At 64.4% G+C, this 19,207-nt stretch carries 13 protein-coding genes; 7 read left to right on the top strand and 6 right to left on the bottom strand.

Going from position 1 to position 19,207, the window contains the following annotated elements; all coding sequences use genetic code 11:
* Nucleotides 1-270: 270 nt before the first annotated feature.
* Nucleotides 271-1,317, top strand: coding sequence for a tRNA dihydrouridine(20/20a) synthase DusA (dusA, locus tag CLV78_RS04930; RefSeq protein WP_106203605.1), 1,047 nt, complete (start codon nucleotides 271-273; stop codon nucleotides 1,315-1,317).
* A 688-nt stretch (nucleotides 1,318-2,005) separates the two neighbouring features.
* Here dusA and CLV78_RS04935 read toward each other — a convergent pair.
* Entirely contained in the window at nucleotides 2,006-3,385 is a 1,380-nt protein-coding gene (locus CLV78_RS04935; protein ID WP_106203606.1) for a tetratricopeptide repeat protein, read from the bottom strand.
* Nucleotides 3,386-3,490: 105 nt separating this feature from the next.
* Here CLV78_RS04935 and CLV78_RS04940 point away from each other — a divergent pair, with 105 nt between their 5' ends.
* The 4 genes from CLV78_RS04940 to CLV78_RS04955 all read left to right on the top strand — a co-directional run bounded on the left by CLV78_RS04940 (nucleotide 3,491) and on the right by CLV78_RS04955 (nucleotide 9,393).
* Complete coding sequence (locus CLV78_RS04940) at nucleotides 3,491-3,733, top strand: hypothetical protein (protein WP_106203607.1); 243 nt, start codon at nucleotides 3,491-3,493, stop codon at nucleotides 3,731-3,733.
* Nucleotides 3,730-5,205: a guanitoxin biosynthesis MBL fold metallo-hydrolase GntH gene (gene gntH, locus CLV78_RS04945; RefSeq protein ID WP_106203608.1), complete on the top strand. Its 1,476-nt coding sequence runs from the start codon at nucleotides 3,730-3,732 to the stop codon at nucleotides 5,203-5,205. The genes CLV78_RS04940 and gntH overlap by 4 nt, the downstream gene beginning before the upstream one ends.
* A gap of 15 nt (nucleotides 5,206-5,220) precedes the next feature.
* Nucleotides 5,221-6,231: a CobW family GTP-binding protein gene (locus tag CLV78_RS04950; protein WP_106203609.1), complete on the top strand. Its 1,011-nt coding sequence runs from the start codon at nucleotides 5,221-5,223 to the stop codon at nucleotides 6,229-6,231.
* A gap of 546 nt (nucleotides 6,232-6,777) precedes the next feature.
* A complete protein-coding gene (locus CLV78_RS04955; protein WP_158263428.1) occupies nucleotides 6,778-9,393 on the top strand; it encodes an SH3 domain-containing protein in 2,616 nt (871 codons plus the stop codon).
* A 387-nt stretch (nucleotides 9,394-9,780) separates the two neighbouring features.
* Here the strand turns inward: CLV78_RS04955 and CLV78_RS04960 are convergent, their stop codons facing one another.
* From CLV78_RS04960 to CLV78_RS04980, 5 genes are read right to left on the bottom strand one after another with little or no spacing between them, the layout of a single operon-like run.
* On the bottom strand, nucleotides 9,781-10,533 hold the full coding sequence (locus CLV78_RS04960) for an ABC transporter ATP-binding protein (RefSeq protein WP_106203611.1): 753 nt from the start codon (nucleotides 10,531-10,533) through the stop codon (nucleotides 9,781-9,783).
* Nucleotides 10,530-11,396 (bottom strand): ABC transporter ATP-binding protein, encoded by an 867-nt coding sequence (locus CLV78_RS04965; RefSeq protein WP_106203612.1) that lies wholly within the window; start codon nucleotides 11,394-11,396, stop codon nucleotides 10,530-10,532. The genes CLV78_RS04960 and CLV78_RS04965 overlap by 4 nt, the downstream gene beginning before the upstream one ends.
* On the bottom strand, nucleotides 11,393-12,310 hold the full coding sequence (locus CLV78_RS04970) for an ABC transporter permease (protein WP_106203613.1): 918 nt from the start codon (nucleotides 12,308-12,310) through the stop codon (nucleotides 11,393-11,395). The genes CLV78_RS04965 and CLV78_RS04970 overlap by 4 nt, the downstream gene beginning before the upstream one ends.
* Nucleotides 12,307-13,365: an ABC transporter permease gene (locus CLV78_RS04975; protein ID WP_106203614.1), complete on the bottom strand. Its 1,059-nt coding sequence runs from the start codon at nucleotides 13,363-13,365 to the stop codon at nucleotides 12,307-12,309. The genes CLV78_RS04970 and CLV78_RS04975 overlap by 4 nt, the downstream gene beginning before the upstream one ends.
* Nucleotides 13,366-14,967: an ABC transporter substrate-binding protein gene (locus CLV78_RS04980; protein WP_106203615.1), complete on the bottom strand. Its 1,602-nt coding sequence runs from the start codon at nucleotides 14,965-14,967 to the stop codon at nucleotides 13,366-13,368.
* A 1,095-nt stretch (nucleotides 14,968-16,062) separates the two neighbouring features.
* Between CLV78_RS04980 and CLV78_RS04985 the strand changes: the two genes are divergently transcribed.
* Both CLV78_RS04985 and gndA read left to right on the top strand, forming a co-directional pair.
* The gene (locus CLV78_RS04985) at nucleotides 16,063-16,740 is read left to right on the top strand and encodes a cupin domain-containing protein (protein ID WP_106203616.1); all 678 of its coding nucleotides are present in this window, start codon (nucleotides 16,063-16,065) and stop codon (nucleotides 16,738-16,740) included.
* Between the two features lie 353 nt (nucleotides 16,741-17,093).
* Nucleotides 17,094-18,506 (top strand): NADP-dependent phosphogluconate dehydrogenase, encoded by a 1,413-nt coding sequence (gndA, locus tag CLV78_RS04990; protein WP_106203617.1) that lies wholly within the window; start codon nucleotides 17,094-17,096, stop codon nucleotides 18,504-18,506.
* Nucleotides 18,507-19,207: the final 701 nt, after the last annotated feature.

Raw genomic sequence — 19,207 nt, forward strand, 5'->3', positions numbered from 1 at the left:
GAAGTGTCGAGGGGACGCAATGTCAGAAACTCGCGCCCGGGTTCAATGGAACAAGACCCATCGCCGGGCGAATGGTCGTGCTCCCGAGCAACTTTTCGGGGGCGTTGCAGAATGGCTAGTCCGCACCGGGGTGACCATCCCTGTGCAGGCCAGCGATATGGCGCGTGGAGCCCCGATCCCGGTCATTGGCTTTCATGATAGCCCTGTGCTATGCGACCGGCTTCGCCTTCGACGGTAGCGCAGCGCCCATTTCGATCCCAGATGCCACAGATGACCCAGCCCGACACCCAAGCCCCTGACGGAACACCCGACGACACGGATGCCATCGCCCGCGCCGCCCGTCTGTCCGTGGCGCCGATGATGGACTGGACCGACCGTCACTGCCGGGTGTTTCACCGGCTGATGTCGCGGCAAACGCTGCTGTATACCGAGATGGTGACCGCCCCTGCCCTCGTCCGCGGCGGCGCCCGCCACCTGCTGGCCTTCGATGCGGCGGAACACCCGGTGGCGCTGCAACTTGGTGGTTCCGATCCGGAGGAGCTTGCTGCGGCCGCGCGCATGGCCGAGGAGGAAGGCTACGACGAGGTCAACCTCAATGTCGGATGCCCCTCGGACAGGGTGCAGTCGGGCTTCTTCGGCGCGGTGCTGATGGAGAAGCCGGACTTGGTGGCCGAATGCGTCGCGGCAATGATGGCGCGGGTGCGGATCCCGGTGACGGTGAAGTGCCGCATCGGCGTCGACGAGCAAGACCCGGAGGTCGTCCTGCCCGCATTCGTGGCCCGGATGCAGTCCGCCGGGGTTCGGCGCATGACGATCCACGCGCGCAAGGCCTGGCTTCAGGGGTTGAGCCCGAAGGAGAACCGGGACATCCCGCCGCTGGACTACCCGCTGGTGCAGGGGCTGAAGGTCGGGTTCCCGGAAATGCACCTGTCGATCAATGGTGGGCTCGCCACGCTCGATGCCGCGGAGGAGCAACTCGCCGCGGGGATGGACGGGGTGATGATCGGTCGGGCCGCCTACCACCAGCCGGCCGACATCCTGATGGAGGCCGACGCGCGGATCTTCGGCGCCGCACCGAGTGGCCGGACGGTTTTCGATGTCGTGGACGAAATGCGGCCCTACATCGCGCGCCACCTCGCCGATGGCGGACGTCTGCACCAGGTCACGCGCCACATGCTGGGGCTCTTCGCCGGTCGCCCCGGGGCGCGGGGCTGGCGGCGGGCTCTCAGCGAGGGCGCCACGCGGTCGGGCGCGGGTCTGGACGTCCTCGATGCCGCGCTGGAACCGGTTACACAGGCTGCAGCTGCGGCCGAATAGGCCGTCGCCCGAAGGCGCGACTGCGTAGGGGATCCCTGTTGCCGGGACACGGCTCGGCAATTTCCGGCACAGCCACCGTCAGACAGAAGTGCCAACGACGTTCACAATGACCGGACAACCGTTCCTCTGAGGCGGGCCATGCAGTGCCGCCGACCTGTAGGGGCTTTGTGCGGACATTGCGCGGTTCGCGGTCCAGCCGACCGTTCCGCCGGGGCTGCACAAGCGCCATGCCGATCACACGCCGATACGGCGAAAGGCCCTTGCCAGTTGCGCCGATGTCTCGCCCAAGCCCTCCGATCAATTTCTGTTCAAAGCGCATCCCTGCCCAAGGGACGCCCCAATGCCCAGCAAAGTATGGTAGCCGCGGCCATACCACTCGCCTTGGGCAGCATTTGAGTGGTGGCGCGCGCAAAGGCCAATTGCTGTGTACGCAGACGGCACTGCGGCTGTGTCTGTGATTGCCGGCGAGGTCGTCAGGTGCCCCCAGCTTCCCTCAGCTTTTGTCGCCGGGGACCTCCGTACCGACCGATGCCGAGGCGCCCAGCCGGGCCGATCCATTGCCAAGGCCGCAACCCCACGGAAGCCCTTCGATCCACCCAAAGACTGCATTGGAAAAGCGACTGAGCGGCGCCGGCAAGGGCAGAAGCCCGACGCCAAAATCCCAGCCTGCGACGCGGGGAGGCGTGATCTAGTTGCCGCCCAACGGGCTGGGCTCCGCGCGGAAGCCATGCCGGGAAAGCACCTCCAGAATGTCGTCGCCGACATCGGGATTCGAGGCAAGTGTTTGCGAAATGAGGAACTGTGCGGGGAAGTCTGGCCAGGTTTCCCGCAACTCGACGACGAGGCGCCGCGCCTCTTCCGTCTCACCCAACTTGTCATGCGCCGCGGCCTGGAACACCAGCGATGGCGGGCTGACAGGATCGCCCGCGGCAGCGGCACCGGAGAAGGCGTCGACGCTCTCCCGGTAGTTTCCCAGCACATATTGCGAAACGCCCCAGATGTTCCGCGCTCCGAACCGACCCTCTCCCGTCCGTTCCCGTTTCGGATCAGACACTTCCGCTGCCAGTTCGGGCGCTCCGCTCACGAGAGACACCATACCGACAACATCCAGAACATGACCGTCTGCTGGCGAAAGGTCGATTGCTGTCCGTGCCAACCCCATCGCGGCGTCCCGATTGCCAGCGGCGGCTTGTACCCATGCAGAAGACGCGTTTGCCCACCCGTCCGCCCGCGCGGTTTCCATCGCCCGGGTCGCATAGGCCTCCGCTTGCGACAGGCGCTCCTCCCGCACCCCGGGGTCGGGCGTCAGAATCGCGAGCGTTGCGAGCGTCTGGGCGGCCCCCGCGTAGCCACCGGAATAGGTCGGATCCAACTCGATGGCGTGCCGAAACAACTGCAGTGCCAAGGCCTGACGTTTCAATTCGAAGGCGGGGAAAAGCATCCCGCGCGCCTGATCCGTCAGGTTGACGGCCTGAAGGCGCGGAACAGGCAGGTCACGCGCGGCGGTTTCTACGGTCGGGCCGAACCCGTCCGACGGCGTCCCTGCCGGGCGCGAGAGAAAGCTCACACCCGCGACCGCCGCAACGAGAAGCAGGACCACGGCAACTCCCACGCCCCTCCATTTCCGCGCACCCGGCGCGTCCTCAACGGCGATTTCCGAGGGCGTGGTTTCAGGCTGCGGGGGCGGGGCGTGCCCCTCCGTCAGTTTCGGTCTGTATCCCCCGGCCGGGACCTGAATCCGGATATCCTCCTCCGCCCCCTCGCCTTCGTAGTATTCCGCCAGCAAGCGGCGCAGGCGCCGGGCTTCGACCCGGACAAGATTCAGGCCACTCGCTCCATCGTCACCATCCAACCGACGCCCGTACACCTCGACGGCAATCGCCTTGCCCCGAATTCGGTCTCCGTGCCCGGACAAGGCTTCTTCGACGATAAAAGTCAGGAACTGTTGCAAGCGGGGTGAGGCGGCAAAGGCCTCGCTTTGCACGACCTTCGCCAAAGCCAGCCTTACGCGGTCGGTGAAACCGGACGAACTTTCCGTGTTTTCAATTGCTTCCGTTGGTCCGCGCACGTCCAACTCACCCCCAGCTTACCCCAGCTTACGTCGTCGAACCGACCGACACGGCTTAGGATTGAACATATCCAGACGGTAGAAACCACCAGTTGAGAGTCAACGTTGATCCTTCGTCACGATTTGCCCGATCTCGCCGGGGTCATCCTCGCGCATGCGGAGGACCACCCGTCGCTCAGGGAAGCGCTGTGCGACTACGAGCTGGCCCGGGCAAGCGAGGACGATGAAACGCTCAATGCCGAGATTCGCGCCGAATGGGCAGAGATACGCAAGGAACTCGTCGGCGAACTTGAACGACACGCTCGACGCCTGACAGGACACCAGAACCAGCAGAGGACACTCGAATGACCAATGATCATCGAGACGACCCCCAACACCCTACCCCAACGAACGCCGAAGCCGACGGACCGCAGGATCCCTCCCGCCGCGATCTCCTGAAGGGCGCCGGTGCCGGCGCCGGTGCCGTTGCCGCCGGGGCAGTTGGACTTGGTGCGGGAACGGCCGAAGCCCACCCCGCCGACGGCCCGTTGGGCGAGGCCCTGAAGAACCCCTATGGTGGCCGGCCCGCCGGCGGCATCTCCCTGCCAGAGTATTTCCGCCCGACGAAATACATGACCGGGTCCAACGCCAACTACTTCCCGCTCAGCGAAGAGCTGGGGCCGGACGAGATGCGGATCTCCTTCTGCGGGTCAACGCCCTTCCCGCCACGTGAGGATCAGGCCGGCACCTGCATCATGGTCGAGCTTGGCAACGGCAAACGGTTCTTCTTCGATTTTGGCTCCGGCAGCCTGCGCAACATCATCTCCATGCAGGTGCCCGCTCAGCTCATAAACGACATCTTCGTCACCCACCTGCATGTCGACCACTACGCCGACATCCCCTACCTCTATCCGTTCCGGGCCTGGGCAGGCGGCTATACCCCGCTTCGCATCCATGGCCCCTCCGGCCGCACGCCGGAGCTTGGCACGCAGGGCATGGTCGACGGCATGAAGCAGATGTTGAAATGGCATCTCGAAGCTTTTGACGTGTTCCCAATCGGCGACGGCTACGAGATCGAGGTCAACGAGTTCGATTTCCGCAAGGAAGGTGGCATTGTCTATGACGAGGACGGTGTCGTGGTCCGCTCCTGGCCGCGCAGCCACGCCAAGGACGGCGCGGTGGGCTACCGTCTCGACTGGAACGGTCTCAGCTTCGTCTGGACCGGCGACGGTCGTCCCGACGAACTCAGCCGCGAATACGGCAAGGGTGCGGACGTCTTCGTGACGGAAATGTCGGGTCAGGATATCGGCCAGCTGATGACCTACAAGTACGGCATCCCGCAGCAACTCTTCAACTACACGATCGACACCCACCACACGTCGCATTACGCCGTCGGCAAGCTCTTCGCCGATGCCAAGCCGCGGCTCGGCATGGTGACCCACTTCACCCAGGACGACGACATCGACGCCGAAATGCTCGCCGGTATCCGCGCCCACTGGGATGGCCTGTTCCAATGGGGCATCGACGTGGCCGTGGTGAACGTGACCAAGGAGGCGATCTGGTACCGCAAGGCCGCGCTTCCGGGCAAGTCCGGGCAGGTGCCCCCGTTCCGCGAACTCGCCGCTGCCGCCAAGGCGGGCCGGATCGAGCTGCCGGACGAAATCGTTCTGCCCAACCCGCGCAGGACCCGCGAGGAGCAACAGGACCAAGCCTATCGCGACATGGAGATCGACCCGAAGGAATACTATCCGTCCGACGTGTTCCGTGCCCCGGATGGCGACTGGCCCAATGATTTCACGGTCAAGGTGTCGGATATCATCCAGACCGACGACGACAAGTAAGGGCGGAGTGATCGCATGATCGAATTTGGCTCGGCGACAGCCGTTCCCGTCACCATCCTTACCGGCTTCCTCGGGGCCGGTAAGACAACCCTTCTGAACCGGATCCTGACCGGCAACCACGGCCTTCGCGTCGCGGTTCTGGTCAACGATTTCGGCTCCATCAACGTCGATGCCGACCTCGTGGTCGGCGTCGAGGACGACGTCATGAGCCTGGCCAATGGCTGTGTCTGTTGCTCGATCCGCGATGACCTCATCGAAACGGTCGAGGAGGTTCTGCAGCGCCCCGAGCGGCCGGAGTACATCCTGCTGGAGGCAAGCGGTGTGTCCGATCCATCCTCCATCGCCATGACGTTCACCGACCAGCGGTTCCGGGACACGATCCGGCTCGACAGTATCATGTGCCTCGTCGATGCCGAACAGGTGTTCGCCGCGCCCGAGCAGATGGAACTCAAGCTGCGCCAGATCGCGTTCTCGGACATGGTGATCCTGAACAAGGTCGACCTGGTGGAGCGGGAAACCGTCCAGAAGGTACACGACTGGTTGAAGTCCCGTTTCCGTCGCTACCGCCTGGTGGAGGCCGTGGATGCCGACGTTCCGCTGGACATCCTGCTGTCGGTTGGACGTTTCGCAGCCGAGCAACTCGACGCGGAGGTGCCCGATCATCACGAACACGGTCCGGGCTGCGGCTGCCTGGAGCATGATCACACGCACGGGCATGCCGACGGGCACGACCACGCGGCACATTTCTCGACCACGATGTTGCGGTCGGATCGCCCCGTCCCGCTGGCCGGGCTGCGCGAGGCCATCAAGCGCCTGCCGGGGGAAGTCTATCGCGTGAAAGGCTTCGTCTACAGCGAAGAAGATCCCGACCATCGGATCGTCGTGCAGGTTGTCGGCAAGCGCATCGACATCGCCAGTGATGAGCCCTGGGGCGAGCGCGCTCCCGAAACCCGTCTCGTGGCGATCGGGGCGCCGGGGGCGGTTTCGGAAGACATGCTCGAAGCGGTGTTCCTCGAACCAGCCTGATCGCGGGCAGGTCTCCCATCGACCTGAACTTCGCCCGGCAACGCCGTCCTTCCAGACGGGATTGCCGGGCGATGTGCCGTATCTTCGCCGCTGACAACCGGAGCACGCCTGCGGTGTCTTTCTCGATAGCTATATCCCCGCTCGGCGCATTCGGTCTCCCTTCGACCGCACGAACCCCAGATCGCACCCTTAGCCAACTGGCGAACCGCCCTGCCCGTCGGCACCTCCGGCATCGGTCTTGTAAAGGCAGGGATAGTCGGTCGGACTGGCCCTCTGGCGGGGGTCCTCTTGGCGGCACGTCGGGCAAATGTGCCACCAGTGGGCCGCGGTCGATGCGCCGACGCTGTTTCAGGTTTCGCTTCTAGCACCCACCAGCCAGCTAGAGAAGGAACGTCGGAGCGTGGCCGGTGCTGTACGAACGGTCCGGTGCGAGATCGCTTTGCGATGTCGCATGTCTCCCCTAAACTCCCGGGCACACCTCGCCTCCGGTGCTACAGCATTGCGACAGCGATGCGCGCCGCCCGACCCCGCCAGAAAGGACATTTTGTGCAGAGACTTGTTGCCTCCGGGATGATTGTCGTGCTGACAACCACGACGGCGCTGTCGCAGCCCGCGATCACCACTGCGACCGTCAATTTCCGCTCCGGCCCCGGCACCTCCTACGGGACCATCGGAACGATCCCTGAAGGAAGCAGGGTCGAGCTGTCCGACTGCAACGATTCCGGAAGCTGGTGTGCCGTCGATTTCGACGGTGAGACCGGATTCGCCAGTGGCAAGTACCTACAGCTTGCCGAAGCGGACGGCGACATGGGCTGGCCGCGTGCCTTCGACCTGTCCGGCAACGGTATCATTGTCTTGCACGAACCCCAGTATTCCGAGTGGGACAAGGTGGAGACCCTGGAGGCGCTGGTGGCGGCGGAATACTACCAGTCGGCAGAGGCCGAACCCGTCTTCGGCGTGCTCGGCCTGACCGTGAATCTGCGCCGGACCGATGATCCGGAAGTCGTCTCGATGACAGATCCGACCATCTCGCGCATGGACTTCGGCACCCTGGGTCGCGATGCGGTGACAGCGCTGTCCGCCGATGTCGGGGACCTTCTTCCGACGGGCGAAATCCTCGTTCCGACCGAGCGCGTCGCGGCGAAACTGGCAGATATCGGCGATCAGGAAGACGTGGGTGGGCTGGCCAGTGACGCCCCCGCGATCTTCGTGTCCGACGGCCCGGCACGGCTTCTGATGACCGACGGAGAACCGGTCTTTGCCCCTGTCGGCGGCACCTCGACGGCGGAATTTGTCGTGAACACGAACTGGGACCTTTTCCGGGACGCCGGACAACTCTACCTGCGCGACGAGACACATTGGCTGACGGCTCCCGATGTCACCGGACCGTGGAAGACCGCCGATGCGCTGCCGGAGGCTCTTTCCGCGCTGCCGGAGGACGGATCGTGGGACGACGCGAAGGCTGCAATGCCTGGCACCCCGTACGATGGGGACGCGCCACAGGTGTTCTACTCCGACGCCCCGGCCGAGTTGATCAACACCGATGGCCCGCCCGTTTTCGAAGATGTGCCCGGTGGTGACCTGGAATGGCTGTCGAACGCGGAATCGGATGTATTCCGGCTCAAATCAACCGGCGTCTTCTACTACCTCGTCTCTGGCCGGTGGTTCAGTGCGCCATCTCTGGAAGGGCCCTGGGCTTTCGCAACGGCGGATCTCCCGGCGGACTTCCGGGCCATTCCCGACGACGTTCCCTACTATTCTGTCCGCGCTTCGGTCCCGGATACATCGGAGGCCAGGGAAGCACGGCTGCGGGCGTCCATACCGGAAGTCGTCGAGGTGAGCCGCGACATGGTTGAAATGCCGACAGTCATCTATGACGGTGAACCGGTCTTCGAGCCGATCGAGGGAACCGACATGATGCTTGCCGCCAATACGGACTCCCAGGTGATTCGGGTTGGCGACGACTATTTCCTGATCCTCGATGGCGTGTGGTTCACATCGACCTCGGCGGAAGGTCCATGGGAAATTGCAGAGAACGTCCCGGAGAAGATCTACGACATTCCGCCGACGTCCCCGGCCTACAACACCACCTATGTCCGGATCTACGAGAGCAGCCCCACGCGTATCTACTATCGTTACCGGCCCGGCTACTGGTGGTCGTTCCTGGCATGGGGCGTTCTGGTCCATGGCACCGGCTGGCGCTACAGGCCCTATAACCGCTACTACCGCGTTCCGGTCTACTACCCGCGCCCGGTCACCTATGGGACGCGCGCCTACTACAACCCCGCGCGCGGCGCATTCGGCCGATATGGGTATGGCTACGGGCCCTATCGCGGGCTGGCGGCGGCGTCTGTCTACAACCCCTCCAACGGGAGCTATGCGCGCGGTGCGAAGGCCTGGGGCGAGAACGGTCAACGTGGTTTCGTGGCCGCGGGCGCTCCGGCGAACAGAGCGGGCGTCGTGGCCCGTGGCGGCAGCGGCGCCTACGGCAGTTGGGGGTCGGCTGTCGTCCGGAAAGGACCCGATGCCGGAAGGGTCGCGGGCGGATCGACAGGCGACGGCCGCGGCGTGAAGTGGGATAGCACGAAGGGAACCGGATTTGCTGTCTCTGGTCGGCGGGGAAATGTCCTCGCAGGCAACGACGGAAGCGTCTACCGCAAGTCCGGAGACACGTGGCAGAAGTGGGATGGCAGCGGCTGGAACGGCGTCGCGCCACCCGAACGCGGGGATATCCGGGGATCGGAAAGGGCGTCTGACTTGAAAGATCGCGCGGCCGCCGCAGGGGCCGCCGGCGCAGCAGCCGGAGCGTTGAAGAACCGGCCTGCCGGATCGCGGGCCGGACTACCCGCCGCAGGTGCAAATCGCCCTGCAACCGGGAACACGGCACCGAAGAAACCGGCATACCTGCCGCAGGTGAACAGGCCTGCGGCGACACCGGGTGAAAAGGCGCCGGCACGCACGCAGCAGGCGCGCCCGCAAACGCAGCAAAGAGCCCCGGCCAACGTCCAGCGCGACAGCCAGGCGCGGCACAAGGCCAACCAGCGGTCCATTCAGAAATCGGCGCCCAGAAACGTCACCCCGCAACGGTCCCGCCCCAGCGGCGGAAGGCCCGCTGGTGGACGGCCCGGCGGTGGCATGCGTGGCGGTGGTCCGCGCAGGTAGCCGCCCCGGCACCCCAACCTGCGACAGCCACCATTTCCGCCCGGGAAGGGTGCCGCGCCGGTTGCAATCCGTGCACCCGGCGCGCCAATCGAGCGTTCAGCGCCTCCGAGGACGCTCCTCCGACACGGGCGGGTGCGGCCAAGGGAAGGCAACGTTGAAGGGCTGATCTGCGTGGCAGGCAAACCGCGGCCCTGCGAGGGCCTGATCGCCTACGGTACGAAGGTTGGCGGGGCGAACGTCACATGCGGAAAGCACCGGACATGATGGCTGGCCGAGGGGTGCTGGCCGAGCGTCACCTGCCCGTCAGATACCTCCGGATCCGAAGCCCCGGCGGTTCAGCAGGGCCATTTCCGGAATGACGGTCGCCACGCACCGGCGCGCGGAACTCTACCTGACCGAATGGATCGAGCTTTCGAGCAGGTGTCGCGTATAGGGATCGTTTGCCTCCAGCTTCCGCATTTCCCCGACCCCGAGCACTTCTACGATTTCCGCGGATTTCATGACCGCGATCCGTTCGCAGAGATGCCCGACAACACCAAGGTCGTGAGAGACCATGACATAGGTCAGGTTGTGCTCTGCCCGGAGATCGGCAAGCAGGTTCAGGATCTCGGCCTGCACCGAGACATCAAGCGCCGATGTCGGCTCGTCCAGCAACAGGATCCTGGGTTCGGGCGCGAGGGCGCGTGCGATGGCAACGCGCTGGCGCTGCCCCCCGGACAACTGGTGCGGATAGCGGAAACGGAACCCCGAGCCGAGCCCTACGTCGTCCAGAAGCCGACCGATACGGCTGTCGATATCGGTGAAGCCGTGCAGACCCATCACCTCCGACAGCACCCGGTCGACGGTCTGACGGGGGTGGAGCGAGGCATAGGGATCCTGGAACACCATCTGGACATTGCGGTAGAACTGACGGCTGCGCCGTTTGCCCAGCACTTCGCCGGCAATCGACACATGGCCGGACCAGTTCGGCGCGATCCCCTCGATGGCGCGCAGGATCGTCGACTTTCCCGACCCGCTTTCGCCCACCAGGCCGAAGCTTTCGCCCTCGGCCACGTCAAAGCTGACATCCTTCACGGCGTCGGAGCGCTCGGCGCCGGCACCGAACCAGACATTCAGGTTCCGAATGGTAATCGCACTCATGTTCGTGCACTCACAGATGGGGCCTCGCGCCAGGCGGGGTCACGTTGCAGCACCTCCAACCGCTCCCGCGGATGCTCAAGATCAGGCACCGAGTTCAGCAGACCGAGCGTATAGGGATGCGAAGCGTTGCGAAGCTCCGACGCCTTGCAGACCTCCACGATCCGCCCTGCATACATGATAACGATCCGGTCACAGAATTTGGCCACCAGGTTCAGGTCGTGGCTGATGAAGATCAGGCCCATGCCACGCTCCCGCACCAGCCGGTCCATGATGTCGAGCACCTGAAGCTGCACCGACACATCGAGCGCGGATGTCGGCTCGTCCGCGATCAGAACCTCCGGATTGGGCAACAGCATCATGGCGATCATGATCCGCTGGCCCATGCCGCCCGAGACTTCGTGCGGGAAAAGATCGTAGACACGCTCGGGATCGCGGATCGAGACTTCTTCCAGCATCGCGATCGCACGTGCCCGCGCCTCCGCCTTAGAGACGGACTCATGGGTGCGCAAGGCCTCGACCATCTGCTGGCCGACGGACATCACCGGGTTCAGCGAGAACTTCGGGTCCTGCATGATCATCGAGATCTTGCCCCCCCGGAGCTGCCGCATCCGCTTCTCCGGGACCGAAAGCAAATCCTCGCCATGGAGCGCCATGCGGTCGGCCTCGATGGTGCCGGGCGACCGGATCAGACGCAGGATCGCGCGCCCTGTCATCGACTTTCCGGAGCCGGATTCTCCCACGATCCCGAGCCGTTCACGGCCAAGGGTAAAGGAGATCCCGCGCACGGCTTCGAACGTGCCGGTCCGGGTCGCGAACCGCACCTGGAGGTTCTCGATATCGAGTAGAGGTTTGTCGTCGTTCACGACGTTCCTTCCTTTGGATCGAGCACATCGCGCAGGCCATCACCCAGGAGGTTGAACGCCAGCGAGATCGCGAAAATGGCAAGCCCGGGGATCGTGGCCACCCACCAGTAGTCGAGGATGTACTTCCGTCCCTCGGAAATCATCGCCCCCCATTCCGGGCTGGGCGGTTGCGCGCCAAGGCCAAGGAAACCGAGCCCGGCTGCGGTCAGGATGATACCGGCCATATCGAGGGTGACCCGGATCACCAGCGAGGAGATGCACAGCGGCCAGATATGCCGGGTCACGATCCGGGTGTGCCCTGCCCCCTGCAGCCGGATGGCGTGAATGAAATCGGAGTTGCGCATGGTCAGTGTCTCCGCCCGGGCGATCCGCGCATAGGGCGGCCAGGCAGTCAGAGAGATCGCCAGGACCGCATTCTCGATCCCCGCCCCGAGCGCTGCGACGAAGGCAAGCGCCAGGATCAGGCGCGGGAAGGCGAGGAAGATGTCGGTAATCCGCATCAGCAACACATCAACCCAACCCCCGGCATAGCCCGCGACGGTGCCGACGATCAGCCCCACGAGGGGCGCAACCATGGCGACAAGCAGTACGATATAGATCGAGATCCGCGCGCCGTAGAGGATGCGGGAATAGATGTCCCGGCCGAGGCTGTCGGTCCCGAAGAGGTGACCATCGACGCCGGGCGCCAGCAGCCGCGCACCCAGGTCCTGTGCAAATGGGTCGTGCGACGCCAGAAGTGGCGCGAAGATCGCCGCCAGGATCAGCACGACGAGCACTCCGAGCCCGAGCATCGCAAGCGTGTTGGACCGGAACGTCAGCCAGCCCTTGTACCAGGCCGACAGGCTTGCCTGCCGGCGGGAGGTCGGTTCGTCGGAGAGCAGCCAGTCGCGCAACCCGTGGGTATTCGTTGTCATTTGGCCCTCGGATCGAAGAAACGGTAGAGAAGGTCGGAGAAGATATTGATGCCCACGAAGATCGTTCCGATCACGATGGTTCCGCCCAGAACGGAGTTCATGTCATTGGCCAGAAGCGATGTCGTGATGTACTGCCCGATCCCGGGCCATGCGAAGATGATCTCGGTCAGGACCGATCCTTCCAGCAGGTTGGCATAGGCCAGCGCGATCACCGTGATCAACTGGATGCGGATATTCCGAAAGGCGTGCCCCCAGATCACGTTCCATTCGCTCAACCCCTTCACCCGCGCAGTGGTGACGTATTCCGCCCCCAGTTGCTCCAGCATGAATGACCGGGTCATCCGGCTGATATAGGCAAGGCTGTAGTAGCCCAGGAGCGATGCCGGCAGGATGATGTGGGAGAAGGCGTCCCGGAACACGGCCCATTCACCGCGAAGGGCGCTGTCGACAAGGAGCATCCCGGTGATGGGTTCGACCACGCCCTGGTAGAAGATACCGACCCGTCCGGGGCCCGCGACCCAGCCCAGCATGCCGTAGAACACCAGTAGCCCCACAAGGCCCAGCCAGAAGATCGGCATCGAATACCCGATCAGGCCGACGAACCGCGCAATCTGGTCGATCCAGCTTCCGCGCCGGACCGCCGCGACGACCCCCAGCGGCACGCCCAGAATGACACCGATCAGCGTGCCCAGCGTGGCGAGTTCCAGTGTCGCGGGGAATACGCGGGCGATATCGCTTGAAACCTGTTGCCCAGTCCGGATCGAGGTGCCGAAATCGCCGTGGATCACGTCGTTCACGTAGATGCCGAACTGTACGAGCAGCGGCTTGTCCAGCCCCAGCTCGCGGAATGTCTCGTCATACTGGGCTTGCGTCGCGCGCTCTCCGATCACCGCGAGAACGGGATCAATCGGCATCACGCGGCCGATCATGAAGGTCACAAACAAAAGGCCCAGGATGGTGGCTGCGACCGTTGCCAACGTGGCGAGGGTCTTTCGCAACCAGGGTGGGAGGGACGGCAATTGCCGTCCCTCGTCGCTTGCGTAGCTGTCGGCCATCTACTTCGTGATGACCCAGTAAGAGACCGCCGTGGTGGCACCGCCGGCCACGAAGTTCTCGACATTCGAGCGCATGCCGTTCTGCTCGATCTGCTGGAACATGACGCCGAAGGGGCTCACCTGCTGATGCTCGGCCTGCAACGCCAGGTACATCTCCTTGCGCGCCTCGGTGTCGTTCTCGACCACGGCCGCCAGGGTCTTTTCGCTCATTTCCGGGATACCCCAAGCATTGCGCCACGCCAGAAGACCGGTTGCGCCGGCTTCGTCGGAATTGTCCGGGTTGAAGGCGAAGGTACCGGCATTGGTGTTCGGGTCGGGATAGTCCGGCCCCCAGGCACCGAGGTAGATGTCATGCTCCCGCGCGCGGTAGCGGTCGAGCGTCTGTGCGCCGGTGCCGACGATCAGCTCGACCTCGCAGCCGATCTGGCCCCAGGTGTTCTGAAGCGACTGACCGATATCGAGACGTTCCTGCGCGTCCCGGACCGAGATCTTGATCGGCCCGCACTCCGGATAGCCAGATTCAGCCAGGGTGGCCTTGGCCTTGTCGATGTCGAAGCCGAAGGGCGTGTCTTCCAGCGCGCCGAGGAAGGTCCGCGGAAGGAAGGCCTGGTGAACCGTGTACTGGCCCTTGAGGAACGAGTCCGACATGCCGGCATAGTCGGTGGACCATTTCAGCGCCTCGACGACCTTGGGATCGGCAAGCATCTCGTTCTTCTGGTTGGCAGCCCAGTACATCAGGCGGCCACGCAGCTCGTCGACGACCTTCACGCCATCGACGCCCTCAAGCCCCGCCACGTCCTCGGGCGACAGGTTGCGGGCCACGTCGATATCGCCGCGCTCAAGCTGAAGCCGTTGGGTCGCGCTTTCCTGGATATGCTGGACAATGACCCGCTCCATCGCCGGCGCTTCGCCACCGTAGTTCGGGTTGAGATCCATCAGGACGCTTTCGCTCGGCTTCCAGTCGACGACCTTGTAGGGGCCCGAACCGACCGTGTTGGTGCGCAGCCAGGCGTTGCCCATGTCGCCATCGACCTCGTTCTCCATCGCCGCCTGCATGTCGACGATCCCGCCGATGGTGGCGGTGAGGCAGTTCAACACGAAGGAAATCGCGTAGGGCTTGTCCAGCGTCAGCACCAGCGTCGACTCGTCGGGCGCGACGATGGTCTGCTCGACGTTCTCGGGGGTGAAGCCGAACTGGGTCAGGATGAACGACGGCGTCTTGTTGAGAAGAACGGCACGGCGGAGCGAGAACTCGGCGTCCTTTGCCGTCACCGGGTTGCCGGTGGAGAAGACATGTCCCTCGGCCATGGTGAAGGTGATGGTCTTGCCGTCATCGGAAATCTCCCAGCTGGCAGCAAGCTGCGGCTGGTAGCCAGCGTCGAGGTCGAGCGGGTCGAAATTGACAAGCTTTTCATAGACATTCCGGCTGACGTCGGCGCCGGCGAACTCGAAGCTCTCGGCCGGGTCAAAAGTCTTGATGTCATCGATCCGGTTGGCGATGACCAGCATGTTGGGCGGGGTTTCCGCGGACACCGGAACCAACCCCGGGCCGGCCAACAAGGCGGCCACGGCCGCGCTTGCAAGTGCATATCTCAGTTTCATGTTGATAACTCCCTGTTCGGTTATTCTCTTTGGGACCGCGCTACTTTCCCCACGTCCTGCGCAGCACACGCAACCGGTTTCCCTGCGTTAGCCAGATCATATCGACCGAGCCGCCTTCCTGCGGACCCAAACCCGCCAGAAGATTAGGCGCTCCGGTACAAACATGTATCGGTTTGGGAACATGTGCTCCTGTGAAAGCCCAGATCAGACCCCGCGCGGACCTGCTCCGAACTTTCGACCAGATGGTCGAAATCGCGGCGCCCGATGTCAAGTGCCTCGTCACCTTAACTGCACTTCGCGCAAAAGAAAGATCAGCCATCAGGGTGGATTCGCGACCGGATCCTGAGCGTCTGGGCTTTCCCCTGCTGGCGAGGCGGTGGCGACAGGCCGCCACTTCCGGCGGCATCGCAGCAGCCAGCGGCGCGCCCACGACGTCTGCTCGCCATGCCGCAGAGCGCCATGGCCTGGGATGCGCGCTGGGGCGCGACCGTCATGCAAGCCCCAAGCACCGACGCCGTCGCAAAGGGGCGAAGTTCCGCAGGCGCCTGCATTGGCAATTGCCGGCGCCCTGCCCCGCCCCCTGCCCGACCGGTCCAACGGCAGGTCTGACACCGGCCTTGCTCTCTTTGCGCGGGATACGCATTTCAACAGGTTGGGGAATCGGCCCCGGGCATAGGCCCATCGCTTGCCGATGCGCTCCGGGCGCCCCAGCAGGCCGAGACATTTGCGATTGTGCCGCCCCCTTTTGGACGCACCGTCATGGCACCGCGGATCGGGCGGCGATCATCCCGGTCGCAACGATTGCGTCAGGCGTTCGGGATTTCTCACCAATGGCGCCGATACTCCTCGCCAATGTGATGGTGAACCGTCGAAAACACTCCGATACCACGCGCCCCTACGCACACAGGGCAGTCGGAAATGCAGGCGCATTGCCAAGACTCAGGCGCCGCAGGTGCATGAGGCGCAAAAAGCGCTATGTCCGATTGTGGCTCCGGTTGACAACAAGTCCGGGGCGCATTGCAAGGCACTTGCCCATGCGGCCCCCCGGGTGCAATCAGCGGTGCTGAAAGTGCCGGACAAGAGGAGCTCCCGCAGATGACCCTGAACTCTGACTTCACCCGGAATGTCATCGTCCGCCCGGAGGACAATGACTGGGTAGCCTCGCCGGTGCCGGGTGTCGACCGCATGATGCTCGACCGGATCGGGGACGAGGTCGCAAGGGCCACGACCATCGTTCGTTTCGCACCGGAGAGCCGCTTCTCCGCCCATACCCACGACGGCGGCGAGGAGTTCATCGTCCTGGACGGCGTTTTCGAAGACGAGCACGGGGCATTCCCGGAAGGCGCCTATATCCGCAACCCGCCAACGTCGCGACACACACCGGGATCGCCACCGGGCTGCGTGATCTTCGTCAAGCTCTGGCAGTTCCAACCGGAGGATCGCACCCATGTTCGCATCGCAACCGACAAGCTTGGAGGCGTCGCGGACGGGGAGCGTCCGGGCGTCGACATTTCGCCCCTCTTCCGAGACGCGCAGGAAGATGTTCGGATCGAGCGATGGTCGGCCAACACCACCGCACCGGTCACGGCGGACGGCGGCGCAGAGATCCTGCTGCTCTCCGGAAGCCTGCAACTCGACGGCGAAACGCTGTCGCCCTGGACCTGGATACGCCGTGCCGATGGCAATGGCGTGACGCTGACGGCCGGGCCCGATGGCGCGCGGCTCTGGATCAAGGCGGGCCACCTTCGCGACGTCCGGGCGCCGGGAGCCTGACACCAGAGCCAGTACCGGCTGCTGCCCGGCATAGACGTGCCCCGGCGCGCGATCGCCGTGTCCCATCGCCGGCATATAGATCCGACTGGATCCCGTCGAGCGACACCGAAATGTCCGGGCCATCCTGTGCACCGGGAGGGCCGCGACCTGCGCCGAGGCAATGCCACCCGGTCCCGACGGCGGGCCGACACCCTCCCCATTTCCAGCCGCCATACGGCCGCAAATTTCGAACAGCGGAGGTCTGTTTCAAGCGCGTGGGGATCAGTTGGAGCACGCAGCATCAGCCGAAGGGTACTCAAACTGCTTCACCGGGCTATGGTGTGCCAGACCGTAAGCACATGTGAGGACGCAAAATGGAACGTTCTGAGATCGGATTGATCGGCCTTGGCACGATGGGGGCGGCCCTGTCACTCAATATCGCGGAAAAGGGTTTCCGCATCTCAGTGTTCAATCGCACGGTGTCCAAGGTCGATACGTTCCTGTCCGACTCCGGCCCCCTGGCAAAACGGATTTCGCCGACCCGCTCCCTCGAGGAGTTCGTCACCTCGCTGAAGGTGCCTCGCGCAATCGTCCTCATGGTCCCGGCCGGGGACCCCGTCGACGCGCAGATCGCGGCCCTGCGCCCCCTGCTCGACCCCGACGACCTCATCATCGATGCCGGCAATGCCAATTTCCACGACACCAATCGGCGGGCCGCGCAGGCGGTCGACGACGGGGTGCCCTATCTCGGTATCGGCGTCTCCGGCGGCGAGGACGGCGCGCGGCATGGTCCCTCCATCATGGGCGGCGGCGACCGGGCCCACTGGGATAGGGTGGCGCATATTCTGGAGGCGATCAGCGCCCGGTACGAGGGCCAGCCCTGCGCCACGTGGATGGGCGAAGGCGGCGCCGGGCATTTCGTGAAAACGGTGCACAACGGCATCGAATATGCCGACATGCAGCTCATCGCCGAGACCTATGGCGTGATGCGCGACGGCATGGGGATGCCGGCTGCGGCCTGCGCGGACGTATTCGCCAGCTGGAACCAGGGCCCGCTGCAATCCTACCTTGTGGAGATCGCGGCCGAGGTTTCCGCCGCCACGGACCCGGCTACGGGCGCGCCAATGCTGGACGTCATACTCGACCGCGCCGGCCAGAAGGGCACCGGGCGCTGGACAGTCATCGAAAGTCAACAGGTCGGCGCCCCCGTGCCCGTGATCGAAGCCGCCGTCGCAGCGCGCAATCTCTCGGCGGCGCTTGAGACACGTCGGGCCGGTGAAGCGCTTTTCGGTGCGGCGTCACGGCGGCTGCCGGACGCGGCGTTGAGCCTCGACGACCTCGAGGCGGCGATGATCGCCGGAAAGGTCATGTGCTATGCGCAGGGTTTCGACCTGCTCGCCCGGACAGGCACGCAATACGGCTGGACGCTGCCGATGCCGGAGATCGCCGAGGTCTGGCGGGAGGGCTGCATCATCCGCTCCGCGATGCTCAACGACATGGCCGGCGCGCTGCGCACCGATCCCGACCGCAACCTGCTGTTCGCCCCCTATTTCGCGGATCTCGTATCCCGCCACCACACTGCGCTGCGGAAGGTGGCAGCCACCGCGGCAACCCACGGGCTGCCGGTGCCCGCACTCTCGGCCGCGCTAGGATATTTCGACAGCATCCGCACCGCACGGTCGACAGCCAACATGATCCAGGCACAACGGGATTTCTTCGGCGCCCATGGATTCGAAAGGATCGATGCCGAGGGCCAGCATCACGGGCCTTGGGGCGGCGGCGGGTGACGCCGCCACCCGGAGCGCGACCGAAACGGGGCGTACCCCGGCGGCGTTTTCGGGCGTCTTGTGGCGGGCGATCAGCGCGAGGAGCGCCGGTGCTAAGCAGACAGACACGACAGTCGACAGCAACACACCGCCCGCGATGGCAGTCGCGAAGAGGGGCCAGAAATCGTCAGCTGGGAGGATGGAAGGGCAGGAAACCACCAAAGGTAGTGACCGTCGGCGACATAAAGGGCGGGAGGACGTCACGAAGACCTCCGCCATGAACGAACCCTCCCCGGCCTCCACGCTGGTTCCCGACTGCCAAGGCCTTCGAGGGCAGCAAACGATGCAACAGCACGGTGTGTCAGTTCCTAAGGATCGCGCCTGTGAAGCAAGGCTATGACCGCCATCCCGGTGGCGACCAGCCAGAAGCATCGCGCTCTGATAGTTGCACCGGCCTGCTTCGACCTTCGCGGCACGATATGGGGCGGCAGGACAATGGAATTGCAACCCGTACCCAAGGTACGCCTATCAAGAGCGATTGGCTCTTCACGTGTGACACACGTGACAGGTTCGGGATTTCCCCGTCCGTACCGCTCTTGCAACACCCGAACCCCCGCGAGGCATCAGTTCATGCAGAAATGTAGCTCTGTCTGAACATAGATTTCATTGATCGGATAGCTGCTACGCCCAGGATGACAGGATCCATCGATTTGGTTGCGGTT

This window comes from Aliiruegeria haliotis (genome assembly GCF_003003255.1).
Classification (GTDB): domain Bacteria; phylum Pseudomonadota; class Alphaproteobacteria; order Rhodobacterales; family Rhodobacteraceae; genus Tropicimonas; species Tropicimonas haliotis.

Coding starts and splice junctions, on each gene's coding strand:
- dusA (WP_106203605.1), top strand. CDS start 271: ATGACCCAGCCCGACACCCAAGCCCCTGACGGAACACCCGACGACACG.
- gntH (WP_106203608.1), top strand. CDS start 3,730: ATGACCAATGATCATCGAGACGACCCCCAACACCCTACCCCAACGAAC.
- CLV78_RS04950 (WP_106203609.1), top strand. CDS start 5,221: ATGATCGAATTTGGCTCGGCGACAGCCGTTCCCGTCACCATCCTTACC.
- CLV78_RS04960 (WP_106203611.1), bottom strand. CDS start 10,533: ATGAGTGCGATTACCATTCGGAACCTGAATGTCTGGTTCGGTGCCGGC.
- CLV78_RS04970 (WP_106203613.1), bottom strand. CDS start 12,310: ATGACAACGAATACCCACGGGTTGCGCGACTGGCTGCTCTCCGACGAA.
- CLV78_RS04975 (WP_106203614.1), bottom strand. CDS start 13,365: ATGGCCGACAGCTACGCAAGCGACGAGGGACGGCAATTGCCGTCCCTC.
- CLV78_RS04980 (WP_106203615.1), bottom strand. CDS start 14,967: ATGAAACTGAGATATGCACTTGCAAGCGCGGCCGTGGCCGCCTTGTTG.
- CLV78_RS04985 (WP_106203616.1), top strand. CDS start 16,063: ATGACCCTGAACTCTGACTTCACCCGGAATGTCATCGTCCGCCCGGAG.
- gndA (WP_106203617.1), top strand. CDS start 17,094: ATGGAACGTTCTGAGATCGGATTGATCGGCCTTGGCACGATGGGGGCG.